Origin of the sequence: Arthrobacter sp. Y81 (genome assembly GCF_002929335.1) — a bacterium.
In the GTDB taxonomy this organism is placed as follows: Bacteria; Actinomycetota; Actinomycetes; order Actinomycetales; family Micrococcaceae; genus Arthrobacter.
Window position 1 is genome coordinate 424,865 of the sequence record NZ_PJIL01000002.1, and the last position, 20,222, is coordinate 445,086.

The following is a 20,222-nucleotide window of genomic DNA, read 5'->3' on the forward strand; positions in this document are numbered from 1 at the left end:
ATGGGCTTGGCTCTATCTTAGCCCTGCGAAGAGATCCTTTTCCGGCAGTTCCACGGGCACCCGGGACTGGATCAGGGTGTAGTCCTCCCAGGGCCAGGCGCGGCGCTGCATGTCCGGGGACACGGCGAAAAAGAATCCCAGGGGGTCCACCTGGGTCCGGTGGGCGCGGAGCGCATCATCCCGGGCTTCAAAATAGTCCCCGCAGTCAATCTGCGTGGTGGTGGGATGCGTCGGGGCCGGCAGCGTGTGGCCTTCCGCATCAGCCTCGAGCCAGGCTGCGAGCCGTTCGGCGTAGGGCGACTGCAGTCCCGCCTCTTCCAGTGCAAAGTGGAGTGCACGGAAGCGGTCAGGGCTGAAGGCGCGGTCATAGTAAAGCTTGCTCGGCGCCCAGGGCTCGCCAATACCCTCGTAGCGTTCCGGATCGCCGGCGGCTTCGAAGGCCTCGACCGCCACACGGTGGGCCATGATGTGGTCCGGGTGCGGATAGCCGCCGTTTTCGTCGTAGCTCACGATCACCTGCGGCTTGAAATCGCGCACCAGCCTGACCAGCGGAGCAGCCGCCCGTTCCAGCGGCTGGAGGGCGAACGAGCCTGGCGGCAGCGGCGGAAGCGGGTCACCTTCGGGCAGGCCGGAGTCCACAAACCCGAGCCAGCGCTGGCGGATTCCCAGCACCCTGGCGGCGTTATCCATTTCCAGGCGCCGGGCGCCGGCCATGTCGCGCCTGGGGTGCGCCTCGTTCTCCACGGCAGGGTTCTGGATGTCGCCCCGCGATCCGTCCGTGCAGGTGGCCACCATGACGTCGATTCCTGCCGCGGCGTACATTGCCATGGTGGCTGCGCCCTTGCTCGATTCGTCGTCAGGGTGAGCGTGAACGGCCAGCAGGCGGAGCGGCTTTGACTGGCTTGCGGACGCTGTCATCTGAAACGGCTCACTTTCTTCGGATTTCAAGGTTGCTGGTCAACGGGTGAGGGGACGGAATTTTCCCCTTCGGATCCACACTAAACTGGAATGGTGACTTCCGAGGATCAGCCGGCCACTTCCGCGCCGGCAAGTACCACCCTAGCCAATCGTTACGGGGGCCAAAAGCGTGCCCTCTCCCGGAAGGCCAAGCGAAACATCGGAATAGCTGCACTGGCTGCCGGGATAGGTTTCATGGCATGGATCTCCACCTCCCTGAACACCGAAACCGTGACGTTCAAGGACATCGGCTACAGCACCACGGACGCCACCCAGGCGGAGATCGATTTCCAGGTCACCAAGGATCCCGCCACCGGCGTCAAATGCGCTGTCAAGGCACTGGACTCCAAATTCGCCGTGGTCGGCTGGAAAGTAGTGGATATCGGGCCGAACCCGGCTGACGCCACCGCCGACGGCGGACGCACCACGGTCCACCGCGCGGTGGTGCGGACGGAGTCCCTCTCAGTTTCCGGCGTGGTGGACAGCTGCTGGATTCCGGACGCGGACAAGTAGCCGGCCGCAGTTCCCGTCCCGCTTCCGGAGTCCGGCTGTGACCCACACCGCAGGCCTTCTTTGGTTTGTCCACTGCATTGACTACAATGGACCAATACCTTTACCCCGCTGAGCTGGTTACTGAGTCCCACAAGTGGCCACCGTGGCGGGGTCTTTGCTTGTTTGACCTCAAACTTGTGTTTGACCACGAAAAAGGAGAAGTCCGTGTCTACCACCAACAGCGCAACTGCAGCTTGGCTTACCCAGGAAGCTTTTGACCGCCTGAAGGCAGAGCTGGACCACCTCTCCGGCGCCGGCCGGGCGGAAATCGTCCAGAAAATCGAAGCTGCACGCCAGGAAGGCGACCTCAAGGAAAACGGCGGATACCACGCCGCCAAGGAGGAGCAGGGCAAGATCGAGGCCCGCATCCGCCAGCTCACCGCCCTTCTCCGCGACGCGCACGTGGGCGAGTCCCCGGCCGACGACGGAATTGTCGAGCCCGGAATGATCGTCGTGGCAAAGATCGCCGGCGACGAGGAGACGTTCCTTCTTGGCTCCCGCGAGATCGCGGGCGACTCGGACCTTGATGTCTTCAGCGAAAAGTCCCCCCTGGGTTCCGCCATCGTTGGCCACAAAGAGGGCGACAAGCTCAGCTACACCGCACCGAACGGCAAGGACATCACGGTGGAGATCATGTCCGCCAAGCCGTACGCAGGCTAGGGGCTTCAGCTCCGGAACCGCGGCAACAGCCTTATAACGAACGACGCCGGCCCTCCCCCTCGCGGGGACGGCCGGCGTCGTTCGTTAAGGCTTATCTTTCCGTCGCCTGGCGTTCCTGCGGAACGCGCCGGGGCTTCAGCAGCATGGCCGCGGCGACGCCGCCGAGGGCACCGCCCAGGTGGGCCTGCCACGAGACAAAGCCTGCCACGCCGGGGAGGACGCCGAAAAGGATTCCGCCGTAGGTAAGGAACAGGACCACCGACAGCGCTATCTGCCACCAGTTGCGGTTGAAGAACCCGCGCACCAGCAGGAACGCGAAAAGGCCGAAGACCAGGCCCGAGGCGCCCACTGTGATCCCCCAGCCGCCGATCAGCCAGACCAACAATCCCGAGCCGAACCAGCTGAAGGCCACCGCCGTGACGAAGACCCTGAGCCCGGATAGAAAAACGAGGAAGCCGAAAATGATCAGCGGCAGTGCGTTGGAGACCACATGGCCGAGGTTGGCGTGGAACAGCGGGAACGTGAGGATGTCCAGCAGGCCGTCGGCGCTTCGCGGCCGGAGGCCGAACGTCCTGTTCAGGGAATGGAACGTGGCAGCGTTAACCAGTTCGATCGCGAACAGCAGCACGACGAAGAGCCCCAGCACCAGCAGCCCGCCCTGTGCGCGTGCGGCAGGCGTATGCCTCGTTTGCGCTCGTCCCCCCGAGGCGTCAAGCACCATGGCCCCTAGTGGACCACGATCGGCTGGAAACCCTCGGCACGGAGTGCGCCCAGGACCTGCTCACAGTGCTCGTGGCCCTTGGTTTCCAGGTTGACGGTGATGGACACATCTCCCATGCTGATGGAACCGCCCACGCGGGTGTGGTCCAGGCCTGTGACGTTGGCATCGTTCTCGGCGATGATCCGGGCGATGGTGGCCAGTGAACCGGGCCGGTCATCCAGCATCATGCGCACCGTCATGAACCGGCCTGCAGCGGAAAGGCCCCGCTGGATCACTTTGAGCATGAGCATGGGGTCGATGTTGCCGCCGGAGAGGATCACCGCCGTGGTGCCGGGATTCTCGATCTTGCCGTCCATCAGGGCAGCCACGCCCACGGCACCGGCCGGTTCCACCACCATCTTGGCGCGTTCGAGCAGGAAAATCAGCGCGCGGGCGAGGGAATCCTCGCTGACGGTCACGACGTCGTCCACGAGTTCCCGGATGATGCTGAACGGCAGCTGCCCGGGACGGCCCACGGCAATGCCGTCAGCCATGGTGGAGACCTTCTTCAACGGCACCAGGGCGTCCGCGGCGAGGGACGGCGGGTAGGCCGCAGCATTTTCGGCCTGGACACCGATAATCCGGATGTCCCGGCCCAGCTCCCGGGCCCGCGCCTTCACTGCAACCGCCACGCCGGCCAGCAGCCCGCCGCCGCCGACGCCCATCAGGATGGTGTCAACGTTGGGGATCTGCTCCAGGATTTCCAGCCCCACCGTGCCCTGGCCGGCAACGACGTCCACATTGTCGAACGGGTGGACAAAAACTGCGCCGGTTTCATCGGCATAGCGCTGGGCTTCGGCGAGTGCTTCGTCCACGTTATGCCCGTGCAGGACGACTTCGGCGCCGTGGCTGCGGGTGGCCGCCAGCTTGGGCAGGGCCACACCAAGCGGCATGTAGATCCGGGCCTTGATGCCCAGGCTCTTCGCTGCCACGGCGACGCCCTGCGCATGGTTTCCGGCCGAGGCCGCCACCACGCCGCGCTTTTTCTCGTCGGCAGCAAGTTTGGCCATGCGGACGTAGGCGCCGCGGACCTTGAACGAGCCGGCCCGTTGGAGGTTTTCGCACTTGAAGAAGACGTCGCCGCCCACCATGCTGCCCAACGCCCGGGACGATTCCACCGGGGTCCGGGTAATAATCCCCTCAAGCAGCTTTTGCGCCTCCAGGACATTGTCCAGCGTGACGGGCAGGCTATTGAGGGTTTTCACGAACTAGTCTCCTTTGGGGAATTCGGCTGGGGCGTCCGGGCCGGCATGTCCGGCGGGAGTACCCGTTGACTGTGCGGCTCCATTGCCGCGGCCCGGATTCGCACCGGGAAGGTAGACATCCTTGAAGGTGTTGTCTTGGCTGGATCCGGAGTCCCCGGTTACATCCGGGCCCGCCGCAGCCAGCACTCCTTCATGTTCCCACGTTCTGGCAGCAATATATCGAATCGCCGAGTTTGCTACGGCAAGAATGGGCACCGAGAAGAGTGCGCCCGGGATTCCGGCGAGGTAGGAACCGGCCGCCACGGACAGAATGACCGCCACCGGGTGCAGGGCCACGGCCTTGCCCATAACGAGCGGCTGCAGGATGTGGCTCTCCAGCTGCTGGACCAGCAGCACGATCCCCAGCATGATCAGCGCGTTGACCCAGCCGTTCGCCACGAGGGCAAGGAGCACCGCCACGGCTCCGGTGACCAGGGCGCCCACGATGGGGATGAAGGAGCCTATGAAGACCAGGACTCCCAGCGGAAGCGCCAGCGGCACCCCAATGATGGCTGCGCCCACGCCAATTCCCACGGCGTCCACAAAAGCCACGAACATCTGGATGCGGGCGTAGCTGACCATCGACGTCCAGCCCTTGCGGCCTGCACCGAAGGTGGCGGCGCGGGCTTTCCGTGGCAGCAGCCGGACCAGGAAACCCCAAATCCGGTCACCTTCAAGGAGGAAAAAAATCAGGATGAACAAGGCGAGGATGAGTCCTGCAGCAAAATGCCCGGCCGTGCTTCCGAATGAAAGGGCGCCGCTGAGGATGCTGCTGCTGTTGTTCTGCAGCGCAGCGGTGGCGTCCTGCAGATACTGGTCGATTTGGGCGGCCGTCAGGTGCAGCGGACCTTCCGCCAGCCAGCCCTGGATCTGCTGGATCCCGGTCAGCGCTTCGCTCCACAGTTCGCTGAAACCCCGAACGAGCTGCCGTCCCACGAGCGCCAGGGAGCCGCCCATGAGGCCGAGGAAGCCCAGCACGGTGATGGCGACGGCGCCGCCGCTCGGGACCCGCCGGGCCCTGAGCCATCGTGTGATGGGGCTCAGCAGGCCGGCCAGCAGGGCTGCCACCATCACGGGGATGATGAGGAAGCTGATCTTGCTCAGCAGCCAGATCAGCGCGGCGCTGACCAGGAGAATGAGCCCCAGCCGCCAGGCCCACGAGGCGGCGATCCGCACACCGTAGGGAATGTCCTGGTCCAGTTCGCGGTCCGTCAGCACCCGCAACGGAGACGCAGGTGCGGCTGCCGCAGTCGCAGCCGCTGCGGCGTCCGGCAACCCTGCTGTTTTAGCATCGGGTTGAGCGTCGGGGCTCTGGTTTGGTGCGGCGTCCTCTGCTGGCGTCATAGCCTTATACTTCCCCAGCTGAGCCCCGATGGGAAACCGCCACGGCCACCAGCCGCCGGGCCCCGGCACGGGACAGACACGCTTGGTGGAAGCACCGGACTACAGGGACGCGCTGATGCCCCAGGTCATGGTGAAGGACTCCCCCGCTGCCAGCCAGCGCAGGCCGTCGCCGCTGTTGAACGCATTTGCCGGGCCGGTCATAGGCTCGATAGCCACAGCCTTTGGCCTGCCGGGGAACTTATCCGTGACGAAGACGTGGACGTAGCCGCACGATTCGTCCTGCCAGAGGCTCACGCTGCGCCCGTCGGACGCCTGCAGCGTCTGGCGCGCCACGCCGCCATCGAGCACCAGGTCCGTGTAGGCGACGTCGATGTCCAGTTCGGCAACGGTCCGGCCGCCGCGCAGGTCCAGTTCCCCGCTGACGGGCTCCGCGCTGCGGGGTATGAGGCGTTCGTCCGCAATAAGCCGGCTTCCGGCGCCCACCGTGAGGACCAAATCCTCGGCAGGCACGTCACCGAGCCTGAGGTAGGGGTGGGACCCGAGAACGAAGGGTGCGGATGACTGGGAATCGTTGAGGAGCGTCTGGCGGACCACCAGGCCCAGGTCCTCAGCCAGCTCGTACTGCACCCGGTGCCGGACCAGGAAGGGGTATCCGTGCTGGGGGAAGATCGGAGCTTCCAGCGTCACCGAAAACTCGGACTCGTCCACGAGCGCGTACGAGGCGTTGCGCAACAGGCCGTGGCTGGCGTTGTTCCGGGACACTTCGGTGATGTCCAGCTGCTGCTTCCTGCCGTCCAGGTACCAAACCCCGTCCTCCACCCGGTTGGCCCAGGGCGCCAGCGTGATCCCGGTGGCGCCCGGCGGGATGTCTGCGTCCCCGTACGATTCCGTCAGCTGGACGCCGCCGCGCGTGTAGAGCCGCAGGCCGGCGGCCAGCTCCGTAACCACTGCCAGGGCATCACCGCGACGGAGTTCGTACTGGCCGCCGGACGCATAGCGGCGGGAATGAGGGGTGCTCGAAGTCATGGGCACAACCGTACCTGCTCACGCCTGTAGCCTCACCCTGCCGGAACCACGCAACGCAGGCATGTTAACTTTTGTTCGAAACTATTTCTTTTTGATCGTTTTATGGGAGAATTGGAAATGCCAGCCGTTCCGCCCCGAGGGCGGGGCTCCGGTGGCAGCCGCTCGCAAAGGACAAGACGCATGACACACATCACCAGCACCAACCTCGCCGATGGCCGGGAGCTGCTCTATTTCGATGACGCCACGCCCGGAAAGAGTGCGCGCAGGCCGGAGGAGACCCCCGACCGCCGCGAGCTGCCGGCCAGGAGCGAGCCGGGCGAAGTCAGGTTTGATGCACTGACCGGCGAGTGGGTGGCCGTGGCCGCGCACCGCCAGAGCCGCACGCACCTGCCCCCGGCGGACCAGTGCCCCATCTGCCCGACGACTCCGGCCAACCCCTCGGAGATTCCGGCGCCGGACTACGACGTCGTCGTCTTCGAGAACCGTTTCCCCTCGCTGGGGCCGGCGCTGGGACCGGTTCCGGGCAACGCCGGCTGGGGAACCACCGGCACGGCCTTCGGCCGCTGCGAAGTGGTGTCCTTCACCCCAAACCACACCGGGTCCTTCAGCGGGCTGAGTGAAACGCGGGCACGCACCGTTGTGGAGGCCTGGGCGCACCGCACCGGGGCACTCAACGCGCTGCCGGGCATCCAGCAGGTATTCCCGTTCGAGAACCGCGGCGCAGACATCGGCGTGACCCTTCACCACCCGCACGGCCAGATCTACGCCTACCCCTACGTCACTCCGCGCGCAGCAGTGATGGGCGCAGCCGCCCGGAAATTCTATGACGACGCCGACGGCAGGCGGACGCTGACCGGCTCGCTCCTGCGGTCGGAACGCGAGGACGGAAGCCGCATGGTCCTGGAAGGCGAGAATTTCAGTGCCTACGTCCCGTTCGCGGCCCGCTGGCCGCTGGAAGTGCACCTGGTTCCGCATCGCCAGGTGCCGGACCTGGCGGCGCTCAGCGGAGAGGAAAAAGACGAACTGGCGCACGTGTACCTCGATCTGCTCAAACGGCTCGATGCCCTCTACCCCACGCCCACTCCTTACATCTCCGCCTGGCACCAGGCCCCGCTCGATGAGCTCTTGCGCCCGGCAGGCTACCTTCACCTGCAGCTGACCTCCCCCCGCAGGGCGGAGGATAAGCTCAAATACCTGGCCGGCTCCGAAGCGGCCATGGGTGCTTTCATTAACGACACCACCCCCGAACTGGTGGCCGAGCGGCTGCGCACCGTCACGGTTCCCGCATCAGCACTCAACCCACTCCCGGAAGGCGCACACGCATGACCGCCCCACTCAGCAACGGCGACCTGGGCAGCAGTGACCTCGAGGCACGGTTCCAGGACGCCTTCGGTTCCGCCCCGGACGGTATCTGGCAGGCGCCGGGCCGCGTGAACCTGATCGGCGAGCACACCGACTACAACGACGGCTTCGTCCTCCCGTTCGCCATCGACAGGACGGCCCGGGTGGCGGTCCGCGTCCGCCCCGATTCAACCCTCCGCCTGCTGTCCACATACGGCGACCAGGGCATGACGACGGCGGACACCGCGTCGCTCGACGGTTCACGGGCCAAGGGCTGGACCAAGTACCCCCTCGGCGTCATCTGGGCGCTGCAGGAGCGCGGCATTAAGGTGCCCGGCCTTGACCTGCTGCTGGATTCCAACGTTCCCCTCGGCGCCGGGCTCTCCTCGTCCCACGCCATAGAGTGCGCCGTGATCTCCGCCCTCAATGACGTGACGGGCGCCGGACTCAAGGACGAGGAAATGGTCCTGGCCACCCAGCGCGCCGAGAACGACTTCGTCGGAGCCCCCACCGGCATCATGGACCAGTCCGCCTCGCTGCGCGGCGCCAAGGACCACGCCGTCTTCCTCGACTGCAGGGACCAAAGTGTCCGGCTCGTCCCGTTCGAGACCGAACCGGCCGGACTGGTCCTGCTGGTGATCGACACAAAGGTCTCCCATTCACACTCCGACGGCGGCTATGCCTCCCGCCGCGCTTCATGCGAACTCGGGGCCGAAGTGCTGGGCGTCAAGGCGCTCCGCGACGTGGGCGTTGAGGACCTCGACGAAGCCGCCGGCCTCCTGGACGAAGTCACGTTCCGCAGGGTCCGCCACGTCGTCACCGAGAACGACCGTGTCCTGCAGACAGTGGAACTGCTCGGCAGTGCCGGACCGGGTTCCATCGGGCCCCTGCTCGATGCCAGCCACCGTTCCATGCGGGACGACTTCGAGATTTCGTGCCCCGAACTGGACCTGGCGGTGGACACCTCCCGCACCGGCGGAGCCATCGGTGCGCGCATGACAGGCGGCGGATTCGGCGGTGCGGCGATCGCCCTCACACCGCTGTCGGCGGAGCAAAAGGTGCGCACCGCCGTCGAACAGGCCTTCTCCCGAGCGGGGTACCGGAAGCCGGATATCTTCACCGTTACTCCGGCGGCCGGGGCGATGCGGCTCGTGTAGCTCGGGCGTAGGCTGGGCGCATGTCAGAAGCTGTCATTGTTTCCGCCGCCAGAAGCCCGATCGGACGCGCTTTCAAGGGGTCCCTGAAGGACGAGCGGCCGGATGACCTGGCCGCGGCGATGGTCACGGCCGCGCTGGACAAAGTCCCGTCCTTCGATCCCCACGGCGCGGACGGCAGGGGCCTGGACGACCTGTACCTGGGCTGCGCCGAACCGAGCGGTGAAGCGGGCTCCAACATGGCCAGGGTGGTCACCGTCCTCGCCGGCCTGGACGGCGTTCCGGCCGCCACCATCAACCGGTTCTGCGCCTCCAGCCTGCAGACCATCCGCATGGCCTTCCACGCCATCAAGGCGGGCGAAGGTGACGCGTTCGTGGCTGCCGGCGTCGAGGCCGTGTCCCGCTACCCCAACTGGGCCGGCGCGGGCGAAACCGACGCCGGCACGCACAACCCGCTCTTCGACACAGCCCGGCGGCGTACCGAGGCGCGGGCTGCATCCAACACGCCGTGGACCGATCCGCGGCTGGGCGGGCGGATGCCGGATATCTACATCGCAATGGGACAGACCGCGGAAAACGTGGCCACCACCTACGGGATCAGCCGGGCCGAGCAGGATGCCTGGGCGGTCCTGAGTCAGAACCGCGCGGAGGCGGCCATAGCCTCGGGATTCTTTGCCCGCGAGATCACCCCGTACACCCGCCGCGACGGCACGGTCGTGGCGCTGGACGACTCCCCGCGCGCCGGAGTCACCTTCGAGGCAGTTGCCGCGCTCCAGCCCGTGTTCCGCAGCGAGGGGACGGTGACCGCCGGCAACGCGTGTCCGCTGAATGACGGGGCGGCCGCCGTGGTGGTGATGAGCGCTAGCCGGGCCCGTGAACTGGGGCTGGAGCCGCTGGCACGCATTGTGTCCACGGGCGTCAGCGCCCTTTCCCCCGAACTTATGGGCATGGGCCCCGTGGAAGCCACCCGCGTGGCACTCGAGCGGGCGCGGCTGGCAATCGGGGACATCGACCTCGTGGAACTCAACGAGGCGTTCGCCGTGCAGGTGGTGGCCAGCGCCCGCGAACTCGGCATCGACCATGCACGGCTCAACGTCCACGGCGGGGCCATAGCCCTCGGGCATCCGTTCGGCATGACCGGAGCCCGCATGACCGCCACACTGCTGAACGGACTCCGGGAGCGCGATGCCACGCTCGGGCTCGCCACGCTTTGCGTTGGCGGCGGCCAGGGAATGGCAGTGGTGTTCGAGCGGCTTAGCTAAGCCGACCGGAAACTCGCCACCAAGGGAAAAGGCCCCGCCGTTTGGCGGAGCCTTTCCAGCTAAAGCACGACGGCGTTCGCCGGCTTGGGTCCTACTCGTCGCCGCGGAGGATCGCCAGCAGGCGGATGATCTCCACGTACAGCCAGACCAGGGTCACCGTGAGGCCGAAAGCAGCGGTCCAGGAAAACCGCTCCGGGGCTCCGTTGCGGACACCTTCGTCGATGCTGGTGAAGTCCATGACCAGGGAGAACGCGGCCAGGCCGATCGCCAGGATGCCGATGGCAACGCCAATAATTCCACTGCGCAGGCCGAAGGGTTCACTCGTCAGGCCCGTCATCATCATGACGAGGTTCACCACGGAGAACAGGGCATAGCCGACCATGGCGATCAGGAAGAACTTCATGGCCTTGGGCGTGGCGCGAACCTTGCCGCTCTTGAACAGGAGCAGCGTCACGGCGAAGACGGACAGCGTGCCGATGACAGCCTGCAGGCCGACTCCCGGGTACATCGTGTCCAGGACGCGGGTGAGACCGCCGAGGAAGAGTCCTTCCAGCCCCGCGTACGCCAGGATCAGCGCCGGCGACGGCTGCTTCTTGAAGGTGTTGACGAGTGCCAGGACGAAGCCGCCCAGTGCGCCGACGATCATCAGCAGCGAGGCCAGCGGCATGCTCACGAACAGCGTCACAGCCGCACCGGCGATCAGCACGCCGAGGCAGGCGGCCGTCTTGATGATGACGTCGTCAAAAGTCATCCGCCCGGTTTCGGCCGGGCCGGCTGCCGGCTGGTTGTACATCTGCTGCAGCTGATCATGGGTCATGTTCTGCTGCTGGGCCATCCAGCCGCCCTGCGCGTCCATGACCTGGCCGGGGGCGCGGCCAGGGGCTTGGCCGTACTGCTGACCGTAGGCGTTCTGGCCGTACTGCGCCTGCGGAACAGGCGGTGCCTGGGTGGCTCCACGGAAATTCTTTCCGTTGAAGATCGGGTTTCCGCCAAGTGCCATTGCGGGTGTCCTCCAAATAAAGGGGGTAGGTGGTGATCCTTATAGTTCAAGGTACCAATTTCCACGTGCGGGCGGCAGGGATAGTTCCCCCGCGGGGCCACCCGAAACCCAACCGTGACGTGGACCACCGCCACCCGGTGACGTTTCCTGTGCCCGGCGTCACCCTCGACAGCCATGACGACTGTTTAGGAACACGCAGACTCAACAAAAGTTTTCTTTAGCTGAACTGAATTAATTCTCAGGCTGAGCTTCACGGTTGTTATCCGATCGCTATCTTAGGCGTGCCTACACGGGGCTTCTTTGGTGTCTGCTAGCTGTAACATAAGCCCAAGCAGGGTGACCAACATCACAAGATATTCGGTTTGTCTACCGCATATTTGGCGCCACGATCGGTCTCCTGCTCCGTTCGCAGTGGTTGTAAAGGCGCAACCCAGACCACCCCCATGTGGAGGTTTTCATTTTGAGAAGTACACCGAGAGGCCTGTCGCACAGACGGCGCGGCGGATTGCTGAAGGCTGTGGGGGCTATTTTTGCCGCCGTGGTCGCAATTCTGCTCGTCGTTGCCCCGGCATCGCAGGCCACCACCCCCTCGCCGACACCATCCCCGTCGAACCAGCAGTTCCAGAACAGCATCAGCGGCTTCCTGCGGGACGATGCCCGCGCACCTATCGCTGACGTTACGATCACCGCCAAAAGCGGCGATTTCACCGGCACCGCAAAATCAGGCGCCAACGGTGCCTGGACCATCGGAGTCCCAGTCCAGGGCACCTATGAAGTGGAGCTGGACGAATCCACCCTCCCCGAAGGCATCAAGCTCGCCGACGGCCAGGAAAATCCACGTTCCGTCACCTTCAGCCAGACTTCCAATCTCTCCGTGATCTTCGCCTTCGGCAAAGGCATCGTGGTCCAGCAACAGGACTTCGGCCAGAACCTGCTCAACAGGCTCGTGGCCGGTCTCAGCTTCGGCCTTTTGCTGGCGCTGGCCTCCGTCGGACTCTCACTGATTTTCGGAACCACGGGGCTCACCAACTTTGCCCACGGCGAAATGGTCACCTTCGGCGCAGTCCTGGTCTTCGCCTTCAATGCCATGAGCCTCCCGTTCTGGCTGGCGATCATCCTGGCCCTGCTGGGCGGCGGTCTCTTCGGCTACGTCCAGGACGCCGGCCTGTGGAAGCCGCTGCGCCGCCGCGGGACCGGCCTGGTGCCGATGATGATCGTCAGCATCGGCCTCGCCCTGGCAGTCCGCTACGTCATTCAGTTCTACTTCGGCGGATCCACCCAGCAGCTGCCGTACGCACAGAGCACCGAGATCCAGATCGGGCCCGTGTCCATCTCGCCCAACAACCTGTGGTCGCTCATCATCAGTGCCGTCGTCATCGCCCTGATCGGCATCATCCTGCTGAAGACCCGGCTGGGCAAGGCGACCCGCGCGGTCGCCGACAACCCCGCCCTCGCGGCAGCATCCGGCATCGACGTCGACAACGTGATCCGGATTGTCTGGGTCGCCGGCGGCATGCTGGCATCCCTCGGCGGCATCCTCTGGGCCTACTACCGGCCGGGCGTTACGTTCGACATGGGTTCACAGATCCTGCTGCTTATCTTCGCGGGTGTGACCCTTGGCGGCCTGGGCACCGTCTTCGGTGCACTGATCGGATCCATTATCGTCGGCATCTTCGTGGAGCTGACCACCGTGTTCGGCCTTGCTGCCGACCTCAAATACGTGGGAGCACTGTTCATCATGATTGTTGTCCTCTTGTTCCGGCCGCAGGGCATCCTGGGCCGTCGCGAGCGCGTGGGTTAGGAGACAGCCATGGACTTCGGATTTATTTTCTCCAGCGCTGCCGGTGAACTGTTCAGCCCGACGACGGCGGCGTACGCGCTTGCCGCCCTCGGCCTCGCCGTTCACTTCGGCTACTCCGGCCTGCTGAACTTCGGCCAGGCCGGCTTCATGGCGGTGGGCGCCTACGGTTTTGCCGTCTCCACACTGAGCTTCGGCGTGCCGTTCTTCATCGGCCTGCTCATCGCCGTCGTCTGCTCGGCGATCTTCGCGCTGCTGCTGGGTATTCCAACCCTGCGCCTGCGCGCTGACTACCTGGCCATCGTCACGATCGCGGCGGCGGAAATCGTCCGCTACATCGTCACCACCAACCAGCTGACCTCCGTGACCGGTTCCGCCAACGGCCTGGCCGCCTTCGAAGGCGGGTTCTATTCCATGAACCCGTTCCCCGAAGGCTCCTACCTCGGCATGAACAACAGGGACTTCTTCATCCGCGTAGTCGGGTGGGGACTTGTGATCGTCTGCTGCGTGCTGGTGTGGCTCCTGATGCGGAGCCCGTGGGGACGCGTCCTCAAGGGCATCCGCGAGGACGAAAACGCCGTCCGCTCACTCGGCAAGAATGTGTACGCCTACAAGATGCAGGCCCTGGTCATCGGCGGCGTCCTCGGCGCCCTCGCCGGCATGATCTTCACCCTTCCCCGCGGCGCTGTCCAGCCTGCCAACTACGGCACCGAGCTGACGTTCTTCCTGTACACCTGCCTGCTGCTGGGCGGTCTCGGGACCGTGCTCGGCCCGGTGGTCGGCGCCATGATTTTCTGGGTGGTGCTGTCACTTACCCAGGGCATCCTCTACGGCCTGATTGAATCCGGCGCCGTGACCTGGCTGAACACCGTCCAGGCCGGCCAGCTGCGCTACATCCTCGTGGGTGTCGCACTGATGCTGCTGATGATCTTCCGGCCACAGGGTGTCTTTGGCAACAAGAAGGAGCTGGCATTCGCATGAGCGAACAACTCAATGTGCCAACACAAGGCAATACCGAAAAAATCGACTACATGACGGACTCCCGGCCGATCGCCGCCGGTGAAACGGCTCCCGGCTGCAAGAAGCGGGACCCCATCGTCGTGGCCGAAAACGTGACCCGCAGCTTCGGCGGCATCAACGCGGTCGACGTCGAGTACCTCGAGATCCCCCGGCACAAGATCACCGCCCTGATCGGACCCAACGGTGCAGGCAAAACCACACTGTTCAACCTCCTCACCGGGTTCGATATGCCGAACTCGGGCAAGTGGCAGTTCGAAGGTAACAGCCTCGCCGGCGTCTCCCCCTACAAGGTGGCCCGGATGGGGATGGTCCGCACGTTCCAGCTGACCAAGGTCATGGGCAAACTCACCGTGATGGAAAACATGCGGCTGGGTGGCTCGGAACAGCCCGGCGAGCGGCTCTCAAAGGCCCTATTCAAGGGCCTGTGGGGCGGCCGGGAAAAGGAGATCACCGCACAGGCGAACGTCCTGCTGGAGAAGTTCAAGCTGGACGCAAAGAAGGACGACTACGCAGCGTCGCTGTCCGGAGGTCAGCGCAAGCTCCTCGAAATGGCGCGTTCGCTGATGGTCAGGCCCAAGCTGGTCATGCTGGATGAGCCCATGGCTGGCGTCAACCCGGCCCTGACCCAGTCCCTCCTGGACCACATCAAGAACCTCAAAGCGGAAGGCATGACCGTGCTTTTCGTGGAGCACGACATGAACATGGTGCGCCACATAGCCGACTGGGTTGTGGTCATGGCCGAAGGCAAGATCGTTGCCGAGGGCCCGCCGGTCGACGTAATGAAGAACCCTGCCGTGATCGACGCGTACCTGGGCGCTCACCACGACGTGGACCTGGGCGACGCTGAAGGCATCAAGGAGCTGGCAGCCGAACTGGTGGCCGACGAGGAGTCGATCGTCGGCACCGAAGACGCCGGCATCATTGCCATCGACGTCGTCGCCGGAGAGTCGGACGAAACCGAACCCAGGAAGAAGGAGACCGAATGAGTGCCACCAGCGCGGCTGCGGCCGCCACACCGGCCGCAGCGGAACAAGCGGTCGTCAAGGTCACCAACCTGGTGGCAGGCTACATTCCCGGCGTCAACATCCTCAACGGCTGCAGCATCGAGGCCCGCAAAGGCGAACTGATCGGCATCATCGGCCCCAACGGCGCCGGCAAGTCCACGCTGTTGAAGGCGATGTTCGGCCTGGTGAAGGTGCACTCGGGCTCTGTTGTAGTCCGGGGCCAGGACATCACCGGGCTGAAGGCCAACAAACTCGTGTCCAAGGGCGTGGGCTTCGTCCCGCAGAACAACAACGTGTTCGCGACTTTGACCATTGAGGAGAACATGCAGATGGGCATGTTCCAGCGGCCCAAGGATTTCGCCGAACGGTTCGACTTCGTCGCCAGCCTGTTCCCTGAGCTCGCCAAGCGTCGCGCCCAGCGGGCCGGCTCACTCTCTGGCGGTGAACGCCAGATGGTGGCCATGGGACGTGCACTGATGATGGAGCCCGCCGTCCTGCTGCTCGACGAGCCGTCGGCCGGCCTCTCCCCCGTCAAGCAGGATGAGACCTTCCTGCGTGTCCACGAGATCAACCGTGCCGGTGTTTCGGTGATCATGGTGGAGCAGAACGCCCGCCGCTGCCTGCAGATCTGCGACCGGGCCTACGTGCTGGACCAGGGCAAAGATGCGTACACGGGCACCGGCCGGGAGCTCATGAAGGACCCCAAGGTCATCCAGCTCTACCTCGGCACCTTGGCGGACGAAGTCTAGGCCGCCTCCAGGAGCTGCAGGAGGGCCGTCACCGCGTGGTGGCGGCCCTTTCTGTGCTCCTGGACCGGCGCTGCCCCCGCGGGCGCCCTGCAGCCACTTGCTCGGCGCCTGCGCTCGTTCCCCGCGCAGCAGAAAGCCCCCGTCCGGCTGGACGGGGGCTTTCGTGCTGTCTAGGTTGAGGCGGCGTTACAGCTTGCCGAATTCTTCCTTGGACGGCTTGTAGGTGTTGTCATCCTGGTACTCGTAGATGCCGATGTAGGCTTCCGTCGGGTCACCGGCGTCTGAGAAGGTCACCGGACCGGACTGGCCGTCGTAGTCGATGTCCTTGCCGTTGCGGAGCAGCGTGACGCAGGATGCGAAGTCGGTGCACTTCTCGCCGGCTTCCGAGACTGCCTTGAGCTGCTTGGCGATGTCAGTGCCCTTGGTGCTCTTGGCGGCCTCGGCTGCCAGGGCGATCAGGTTGACGGCGTCGTAGGACTCGCCTGCGTAGCTGTAGTCCTTCAGGGCCGGGTCAATGGCCAGCAGCTTCTTCTTGAAGTCATCCTTGGCGAACGTGCCCGGGATGGTGCCCTGGGCGCCCTTCAGCGTCCCGGCCTGGAAGTCCTTGCTGTAGTCCGACGTGTTGCCGTCCACCATGAACATCTGGGTCGCCTTGATGCCCTTGCCGGTCATCAGGGGAACGATGCTCTTGGCCTGGTCGAAGGTGATCAGGGCGATGGCGTCGGGCTTGGCAGCAATGACCTTGTCCACCTGGCTGCTGAACTGCGAGTCGCCTTCGTTGAAGAGCTCCTCGGCCACAACCTTGCCGCCGGCAGCTTCGAAAGCGGACTTGACGTTCTTCGCCAGGCCGGTGCCGTACGCATCGTTCAGGACGATCATGCCCACGGTCTGTGCGCCACAGGTCGCCATGTAGTTGCCGAGGACCTTGCCCTGCAGCACGTCCGAGGGAGCCGTGCGCCAGTAGAGGCCCTTGTCATCCCAGGTGGTGAAGTCAGGGGACGTGTTCGCCGGCGAGAACTGGATTACGCCTGCACCGGTGATCTGGTTGATGACTGTCTTGGAAACACCAGATGAAGCAGCACCGATGACGGCGCTGACGCCGCTTCCGAGCAGCGCAGTGGTGGACTGCGTGGCGATGTCCGTCTTGGTGTCGCCGGAGTCGCGGTGGATCACCTCAACGGGCTTGCCCAGTACGCCGCCTGCGTCATTGACTTCCTTGATGCCAAGGTTGACACCGGCAATTTCGGGCGGGCCGAGGAACGCCAGCGACCCCGTTGTCGGCAGGAGCGATCCAATCTTGAGCGGTGTTTCGGTGGTGGTGGTCGAGGCGGGAACCGAGCCGCCGGCGCCTGCCGTGGTGGTGGCGCTGCCGCTGGCGCTGGGCGCCGGGCACGCAATACCAGAGGCTGCCGGGGTGGTGGAGCCTGTCGAACTCGGGGTGGACGAGCCGCCACAAGCCGTAGCCAGAAGGGCGACGCCGATGCTAAGCGCTGTCAGCTTAGCGACTCGGGGCGCCGCCTGGGGGAGTGAAATCATTTAGAGTCTCCTCGATCGAAAGGTGCGAACGGCCTTTGATGCGAATTACCAGGTGTTCCTGATTTAACTTCAAGCTAGTGCAATTTTCCCGCGAACATAAGTGACTATGGTCACATCCTTATAACAGTCGTTGCATATGGGAAACCACGATGCGGAGGTGCAGAAAAGCGGCATGATCCCGCCGGAGGAGGGCGCACGGAAGGACGGCGCGTCAAGGAAAGGAAAGTACCCCAGGTGGGACTCGAACCCACAACACGCGGATTTTAAGTCCGCTGCCTCTGCCAATTGGGCTACTGGGGCGCCCGGTCAATGGTATCCCGTCAGAGCCGTTCGAAGGGCCCGGCATACCGGAACCTTCCATGGACACCTCCGGGCCAAACCGCTAGCGGGAGCAGCTGGAAGTGTTCCCCCCACCGGTCCTCCGGCGGTTCGATGCCCAGGGAGACCGACGGCACGAAGCCGAAACGGGAGTAATACTCCGGGCCGCCCAGCAAGGCAATCCCCCTCTCCCCCGCGGCATTGGCACGCGCCACGGTTTCCTGCATGAGTGCGGAGCCGATCCCGTGGCGCTGCAGCCGGGGCACCACTCCGATGGGGCCAAGCCCCAGGAGCTCGAGGTCCCCCACCCAACCCCGGGTGCTGATGACGTGGCCCACCACTTCGCCTGCCTGTTCGGCAACGATGCTGAACTGGGGCAGATACTCCTCGCAGTCGAAGAGTTCCTTCAGCAGCCCGACCTCAATGGGTTCGCCGTCGACGGGGAGCCCGGTCGCCGGCGAGACCGAGAAGGCCGCCGCCGTCAGCTCCAGGATGGCCGGCCTGTCCTCCGGCCGCTCACTGCGCAGGACAAGTTCGGGCGCAGGCTGGTCCGAGCTTTCGGCCGCAAGTTCGTGGAGTATTTCCAGGGCGCGTTCTGCGTCGGCCACCGGAACCAGGAGATGGTCGTGGTGGAATCCGGCCAGGACGTTGCAGCTGATGCGGGCGTCCGTGAGCGCCGCGCTGACTGCGGCCGTGAGCCCGATGGCTTCGAGGGATGAATGCACCTCGAGCGTGATCCACGCGGCAACAAAGTCGTAGGGAAGCTCCAGCTTGTCCGCCTCCGCCCGCGGCAGCACCACCGTGAGGCCTTCCGCTTCCCTGACCGCGGCTTCAATGCCGGCAACAAGCGGCCTGCCGTACGGCCAGAGGGCGTAGACGTACTCACCCTGCCGCAGGATGGGGTGGATGGATGCCAAGAGGGTCCGGATGTCCTTTTCACCAGTCATGGGGCCATTAAACAGCAACGGCGGCCGTTCCCTCGGGGGAACGGCCGCCGTCGACGGCTTTCGCCTGCTACTTGTTGTCAGCCGACACGGTCTGCTTCTGCTGGCTGGTGCTTCCGGCGCCGCCGGACTCCGCCGGCTTTTCAGCGGCCGGTGCGGCCGGAGCTACAGCCGGCTTGGGTGCCGGAGCGGCGGCGGCGACGAATGCGCCACGCGGGTTGTCCAGGTCGATCAGCTGCGTGGTGTCGCGGCCCATGATGAAGGAGAGGATCCAGCCGAAGATGACACGGATTTTGCGCTCAACCGTGGGCATGGCCATTCCGTGGTAGCCGCGGTGCGCCAGCCAGGCCAGGGGGCCCTTGAGGCCGATGCGGCCCAGGAGGTTGATGTTGGCAACGCCCTTCCATTCACCGAAACCGGCAACGGCGCCCAGGTTCTTGTGCTTGTAGTCCTTGAGCTCCTTGTCCCAGCGGGAGGCCCACAGGTTCTTGGCGAGGCGCTTGGCCTGGCGAAGGGCGTGCTGCGCGTTCGGTACGCAGGTACCGTCCGGCAGGCCGCTGCCCGTGAGGTCCGGCACGGCGGCGATGTCGCCGGCAGCCCAGGCGTTCTCGATGATGCCTTCGTCCCCCGCGACGCGCAGGTCCGGAAGGACACGGACGCGTCCGCGCGGCTCGAGCGGGAAGTCGGTGGAGCGGACCATCGGGTTGGCCTGCACACCGGCAGTCCAGACGAGGGTGTCTGCTTCGAATTCCTGTGCCGGGGTCTTGTCCGGAAGGTTGATGAGCTTCAGGGAGCCCTCGGCGCTGTCCAGCGAGGTGTTCAGCAGCACCTCGATGCCGCGGCTGCGCAGGTGCTCAACGACCCAGTCGGCCTGCTTGGCCGTGACCTCGGGCATGATGCGGCCCATGGCTTCAACCAGGACGAAGCGGACTTCCTCCTGCTTGACGCGGGGGTTGTTCTTGACTGCCGCGCGGGCGAGGTCTTCCATCTCGGTGATGCACTCGATGCCGGCGAAGCCGCCGCCAACCACCACGAAGGTGAGGGCACGGGCGCGTGCTGCGGGATCGGTGATGGTGGAACCGGCTTCGATCCGCTCGAGGACCTTGTTGCGGAGTGCAACGGCTTCCTCGATGGTCTTGAGGCCGATGCCCTTGTCCGCCAGGCCCTTGATCGGGAAGGTGCGGGTAATGGCGCCAGCGGCAATGACGACGTCGAAGTACGGCACCTCAAAGTTCGGGCCGCCGTCGGACGGGGCAACCACGGCTGTCCGGTTCGCGTGGTCAATCGACGTGACGCGGCCCTGGATGAGTTCCGTCTGCTTCAGGTGCTGGCGGTGGGAGACGACAGCGTGGCGCGCCTCAATGTTTCCGCCGGCTACTTCCGGCAGGAAGGGCTGGTAAGTCATGTAGGGCAGCGGATCAACGACAGTGACGATGCCACCGGCATTCGCGATCTTGTTCTGCAGTTTGAGGGCTACGTACAGGCCGACGTACCCGCCGCCGACGACGAGTACCCTGGGACGGTCCTGGAGCTGTGGGGTTGTTGCCATGATT

General features: G+C 65.1%; 18 protein-coding genes and 1 tRNA gene. 9 read left to right on the top strand and 10 right to left on the bottom strand.

The genetic code is table 11. The features are described from left to right. Nucleotides 1–12: 12 nt before the first annotated feature. A complete protein-coding gene (mca, locus tag CXQ91_RS04605) occupies nucleotides 13–918 on the bottom strand; it encodes a mycothiol conjugate amidase Mca (protein WP_104172735.1) in 906 nt (301 codons plus the stop codon). Between the two features lie 90 nt (nucleotides 919–1,008). Between mca and CXQ91_RS04610 the strand changes: the two genes are divergently transcribed. Together CXQ91_RS04610 and greA are read left to right on the top strand one after the other, a co-directional pair. Further along, nucleotides 1,009–1,470 (top strand): DUF4307 domain-containing protein, encoded by a 462-nt coding sequence (locus CXQ91_RS04610; protein WP_258073824.1) that lies wholly within the window; start codon nucleotides 1,009–1,011, stop codon nucleotides 1,468–1,470. A 204-nt stretch (nucleotides 1,471–1,674) separates the two neighbouring features. Next, nucleotides 1,675–2,169, top strand: a complete 495-nt coding sequence (gene greA, locus CXQ91_RS04615; RefSeq protein WP_104172736.1) for a transcription elongation factor GreA — start codon at nucleotides 1,675–1,677, stop codon at nucleotides 2,167–2,169. A gap of 91 nt (nucleotides 2,170–2,260) precedes the next feature. On the opposite strand, the gene CXQ91_RS04620 is transcribed toward greA, so the two are convergent. The 4 genes from CXQ91_RS04620 to CXQ91_RS04635 all read right to left on the bottom strand — a co-directional run bounded on the left by CXQ91_RS04620 (nucleotide 2,261) and on the right by CXQ91_RS04635 (nucleotide 6,543). Next, nucleotides 2,261–2,890 (bottom strand): rhomboid family intramembrane serine protease, encoded by a 630-nt coding sequence (locus tag CXQ91_RS04620; protein WP_104172737.1) that lies wholly within the window; start codon nucleotides 2,888–2,890, stop codon nucleotides 2,261–2,263. 5 nt (nucleotides 2,891–2,895) lie between these two features. After that, nucleotides 2,896–4,134 carry a threonine ammonia-lyase gene (gene ilvA / locus CXQ91_RS04625; RefSeq protein ID WP_104172738.1) on the bottom strand — a complete coding sequence of 413 codons (1,239 nt, stop codon included), beginning with the start codon at nucleotides 4,132–4,134 and terminating at the stop codon, nucleotides 2,896–2,898. Between the two features lie 3 nt (nucleotides 4,135–4,137). After that, complete coding sequence (locus CXQ91_RS04630) at nucleotides 4,138–5,517, bottom strand: AI-2E family transporter (protein ID WP_104172739.1); 1,380 nt, start codon at nucleotides 5,515–5,517, stop codon at nucleotides 4,138–4,140. Between the two features lie 99 nt (nucleotides 5,518–5,616). Further along, nucleotides 5,617–6,543: an aldose 1-epimerase family protein gene (locus CXQ91_RS04635; protein WP_104172740.1), complete on the bottom strand. Its 927-nt coding sequence runs from the start codon at nucleotides 6,541–6,543 to the stop codon at nucleotides 5,617–5,619. A 180-nt stretch (nucleotides 6,544–6,723) separates the two neighbouring features. Between CXQ91_RS04635 and galT the strand changes: the two genes are divergently transcribed. Genes galT through CXQ91_RS04650 form a run of 3 tightly spaced genes read left to right on the top strand, consistent with a single transcriptional unit; the run spans nucleotide 6,724 to nucleotide 10,300 of the window. Then, complete coding sequence (gene galT / locus CXQ91_RS04640; protein WP_104172741.1) at nucleotides 6,724–7,869, top strand: galactose-1-phosphate uridylyltransferase; 1,146 nt, start codon at nucleotides 6,724–6,726, stop codon at nucleotides 7,867–7,869. After that, the gene (galK, locus tag CXQ91_RS04645) at nucleotides 7,866–9,041 is read left to right on the top strand and encodes a galactokinase (RefSeq protein ID WP_104172742.1); all 1,176 of its coding nucleotides are present in this window, start codon (nucleotides 7,866–7,868) and stop codon (nucleotides 9,039–9,041) included. Before galT ends, galK begins: the two co-directional genes overlap by 4 nt. A 20-nt stretch (nucleotides 9,042–9,061) precedes the next feature. Continuing rightward, nucleotides 9,062–10,300: an acetyl-CoA C-acetyltransferase gene (locus tag CXQ91_RS04650; RefSeq protein WP_104172743.1), complete on the top strand. Its 1,239-nt coding sequence runs from the start codon at nucleotides 9,062–9,064 to the stop codon at nucleotides 10,298–10,300. Nucleotides 10,301–10,391: 91 nt separating this feature from the next. Here CXQ91_RS04650 and CXQ91_RS04655 read toward each other — a convergent pair whose 3' ends face one another. Next, nucleotides 10,392–11,300 (bottom strand): Bax inhibitor-1/YccA family protein, encoded by a 909-nt coding sequence (locus CXQ91_RS04655; RefSeq protein ID WP_104172744.1) that lies wholly within the window; start codon nucleotides 11,298–11,300, stop codon nucleotides 10,392–10,394. Between the two features lie 517 nt (nucleotides 11,301–11,817). Here CXQ91_RS04655 and CXQ91_RS04660 point away from each other — a divergent pair. The 4 genes from CXQ91_RS04660 to CXQ91_RS04675 are packed head-to-tail and all read left to right on the top strand — an operon-like array spanning nucleotide 11,818 to nucleotide 15,871. Beyond that, nucleotides 11,818–13,101: a branched-chain amino acid ABC transporter permease gene (locus CXQ91_RS04660; RefSeq protein ID WP_104172855.1), complete on the top strand. Its 1,284-nt coding sequence runs from the start codon at nucleotides 11,818–11,820 to the stop codon at nucleotides 13,099–13,101. 9 nt (nucleotides 13,102–13,110) lie between these two features. After that, a complete protein-coding gene (locus CXQ91_RS04665) occupies nucleotides 13,111–14,079 on the top strand; it encodes a branched-chain amino acid ABC transporter permease (RefSeq protein WP_104172745.1) in 969 nt (322 codons plus the stop codon). Next, the gene (locus CXQ91_RS04670) at nucleotides 14,076–15,104 is read left to right on the top strand and encodes an ABC transporter ATP-binding protein (protein WP_104172746.1); all 1,029 of its coding nucleotides are present in this window, start codon (nucleotides 14,076–14,078) and stop codon (nucleotides 15,102–15,104) included. The genes CXQ91_RS04665 and CXQ91_RS04670 overlap by 4 nt, the downstream gene beginning before the upstream one ends. Beyond that, nucleotides 15,101–15,871, top strand: coding sequence for an ABC transporter ATP-binding protein (locus CXQ91_RS04675; RefSeq protein ID WP_104172747.1), 771 nt, complete (start codon nucleotides 15,101–15,103; stop codon nucleotides 15,869–15,871). Before CXQ91_RS04670 ends, CXQ91_RS04675 begins: the two co-directional genes overlap by 4 nt. A 186-nt stretch (nucleotides 15,872–16,057) precedes the next feature. Here the strand turns inward: CXQ91_RS04675 and CXQ91_RS04680 are convergent, their stop codons facing one another. The 4 genes from CXQ91_RS04680 to CXQ91_RS04695 all read right to left on the bottom strand — a co-directional run bounded on the left by CXQ91_RS04680 (nucleotide 16,058) and on the right by CXQ91_RS04695 (nucleotide 20,218). Beyond that, nucleotides 16,058–17,407, bottom strand: coding sequence for an ABC transporter substrate-binding protein (locus CXQ91_RS04680; protein WP_104172748.1), 1,350 nt, complete (start codon nucleotides 17,405–17,407; stop codon nucleotides 16,058–16,060). 226 nt (nucleotides 17,408–17,633) lie between these two features. Continuing rightward, a tRNA-Leu gene (locus CXQ91_RS04685) sits at nucleotides 17,634–17,707 on the bottom strand. A 20-nt stretch (nucleotides 17,708–17,727) separates the two neighbouring features. Further along, nucleotides 17,728–18,672, bottom strand: coding sequence for an N-acetyltransferase (locus CXQ91_RS04690; RefSeq protein WP_104172749.1), 945 nt, complete (start codon nucleotides 18,670–18,672; stop codon nucleotides 17,728–17,730). Between the two features lie 67 nt (nucleotides 18,673–18,739). Continuing rightward, nucleotides 18,740–20,218: an NAD(P)/FAD-dependent oxidoreductase gene (locus CXQ91_RS04695; RefSeq protein WP_104172750.1), complete on the bottom strand. Its 1,479-nt coding sequence runs from the start codon at nucleotides 20,216–20,218 to the stop codon at nucleotides 18,740–18,742. Nucleotides 20,219–20,222: the final 4 nt, after the last annotated feature.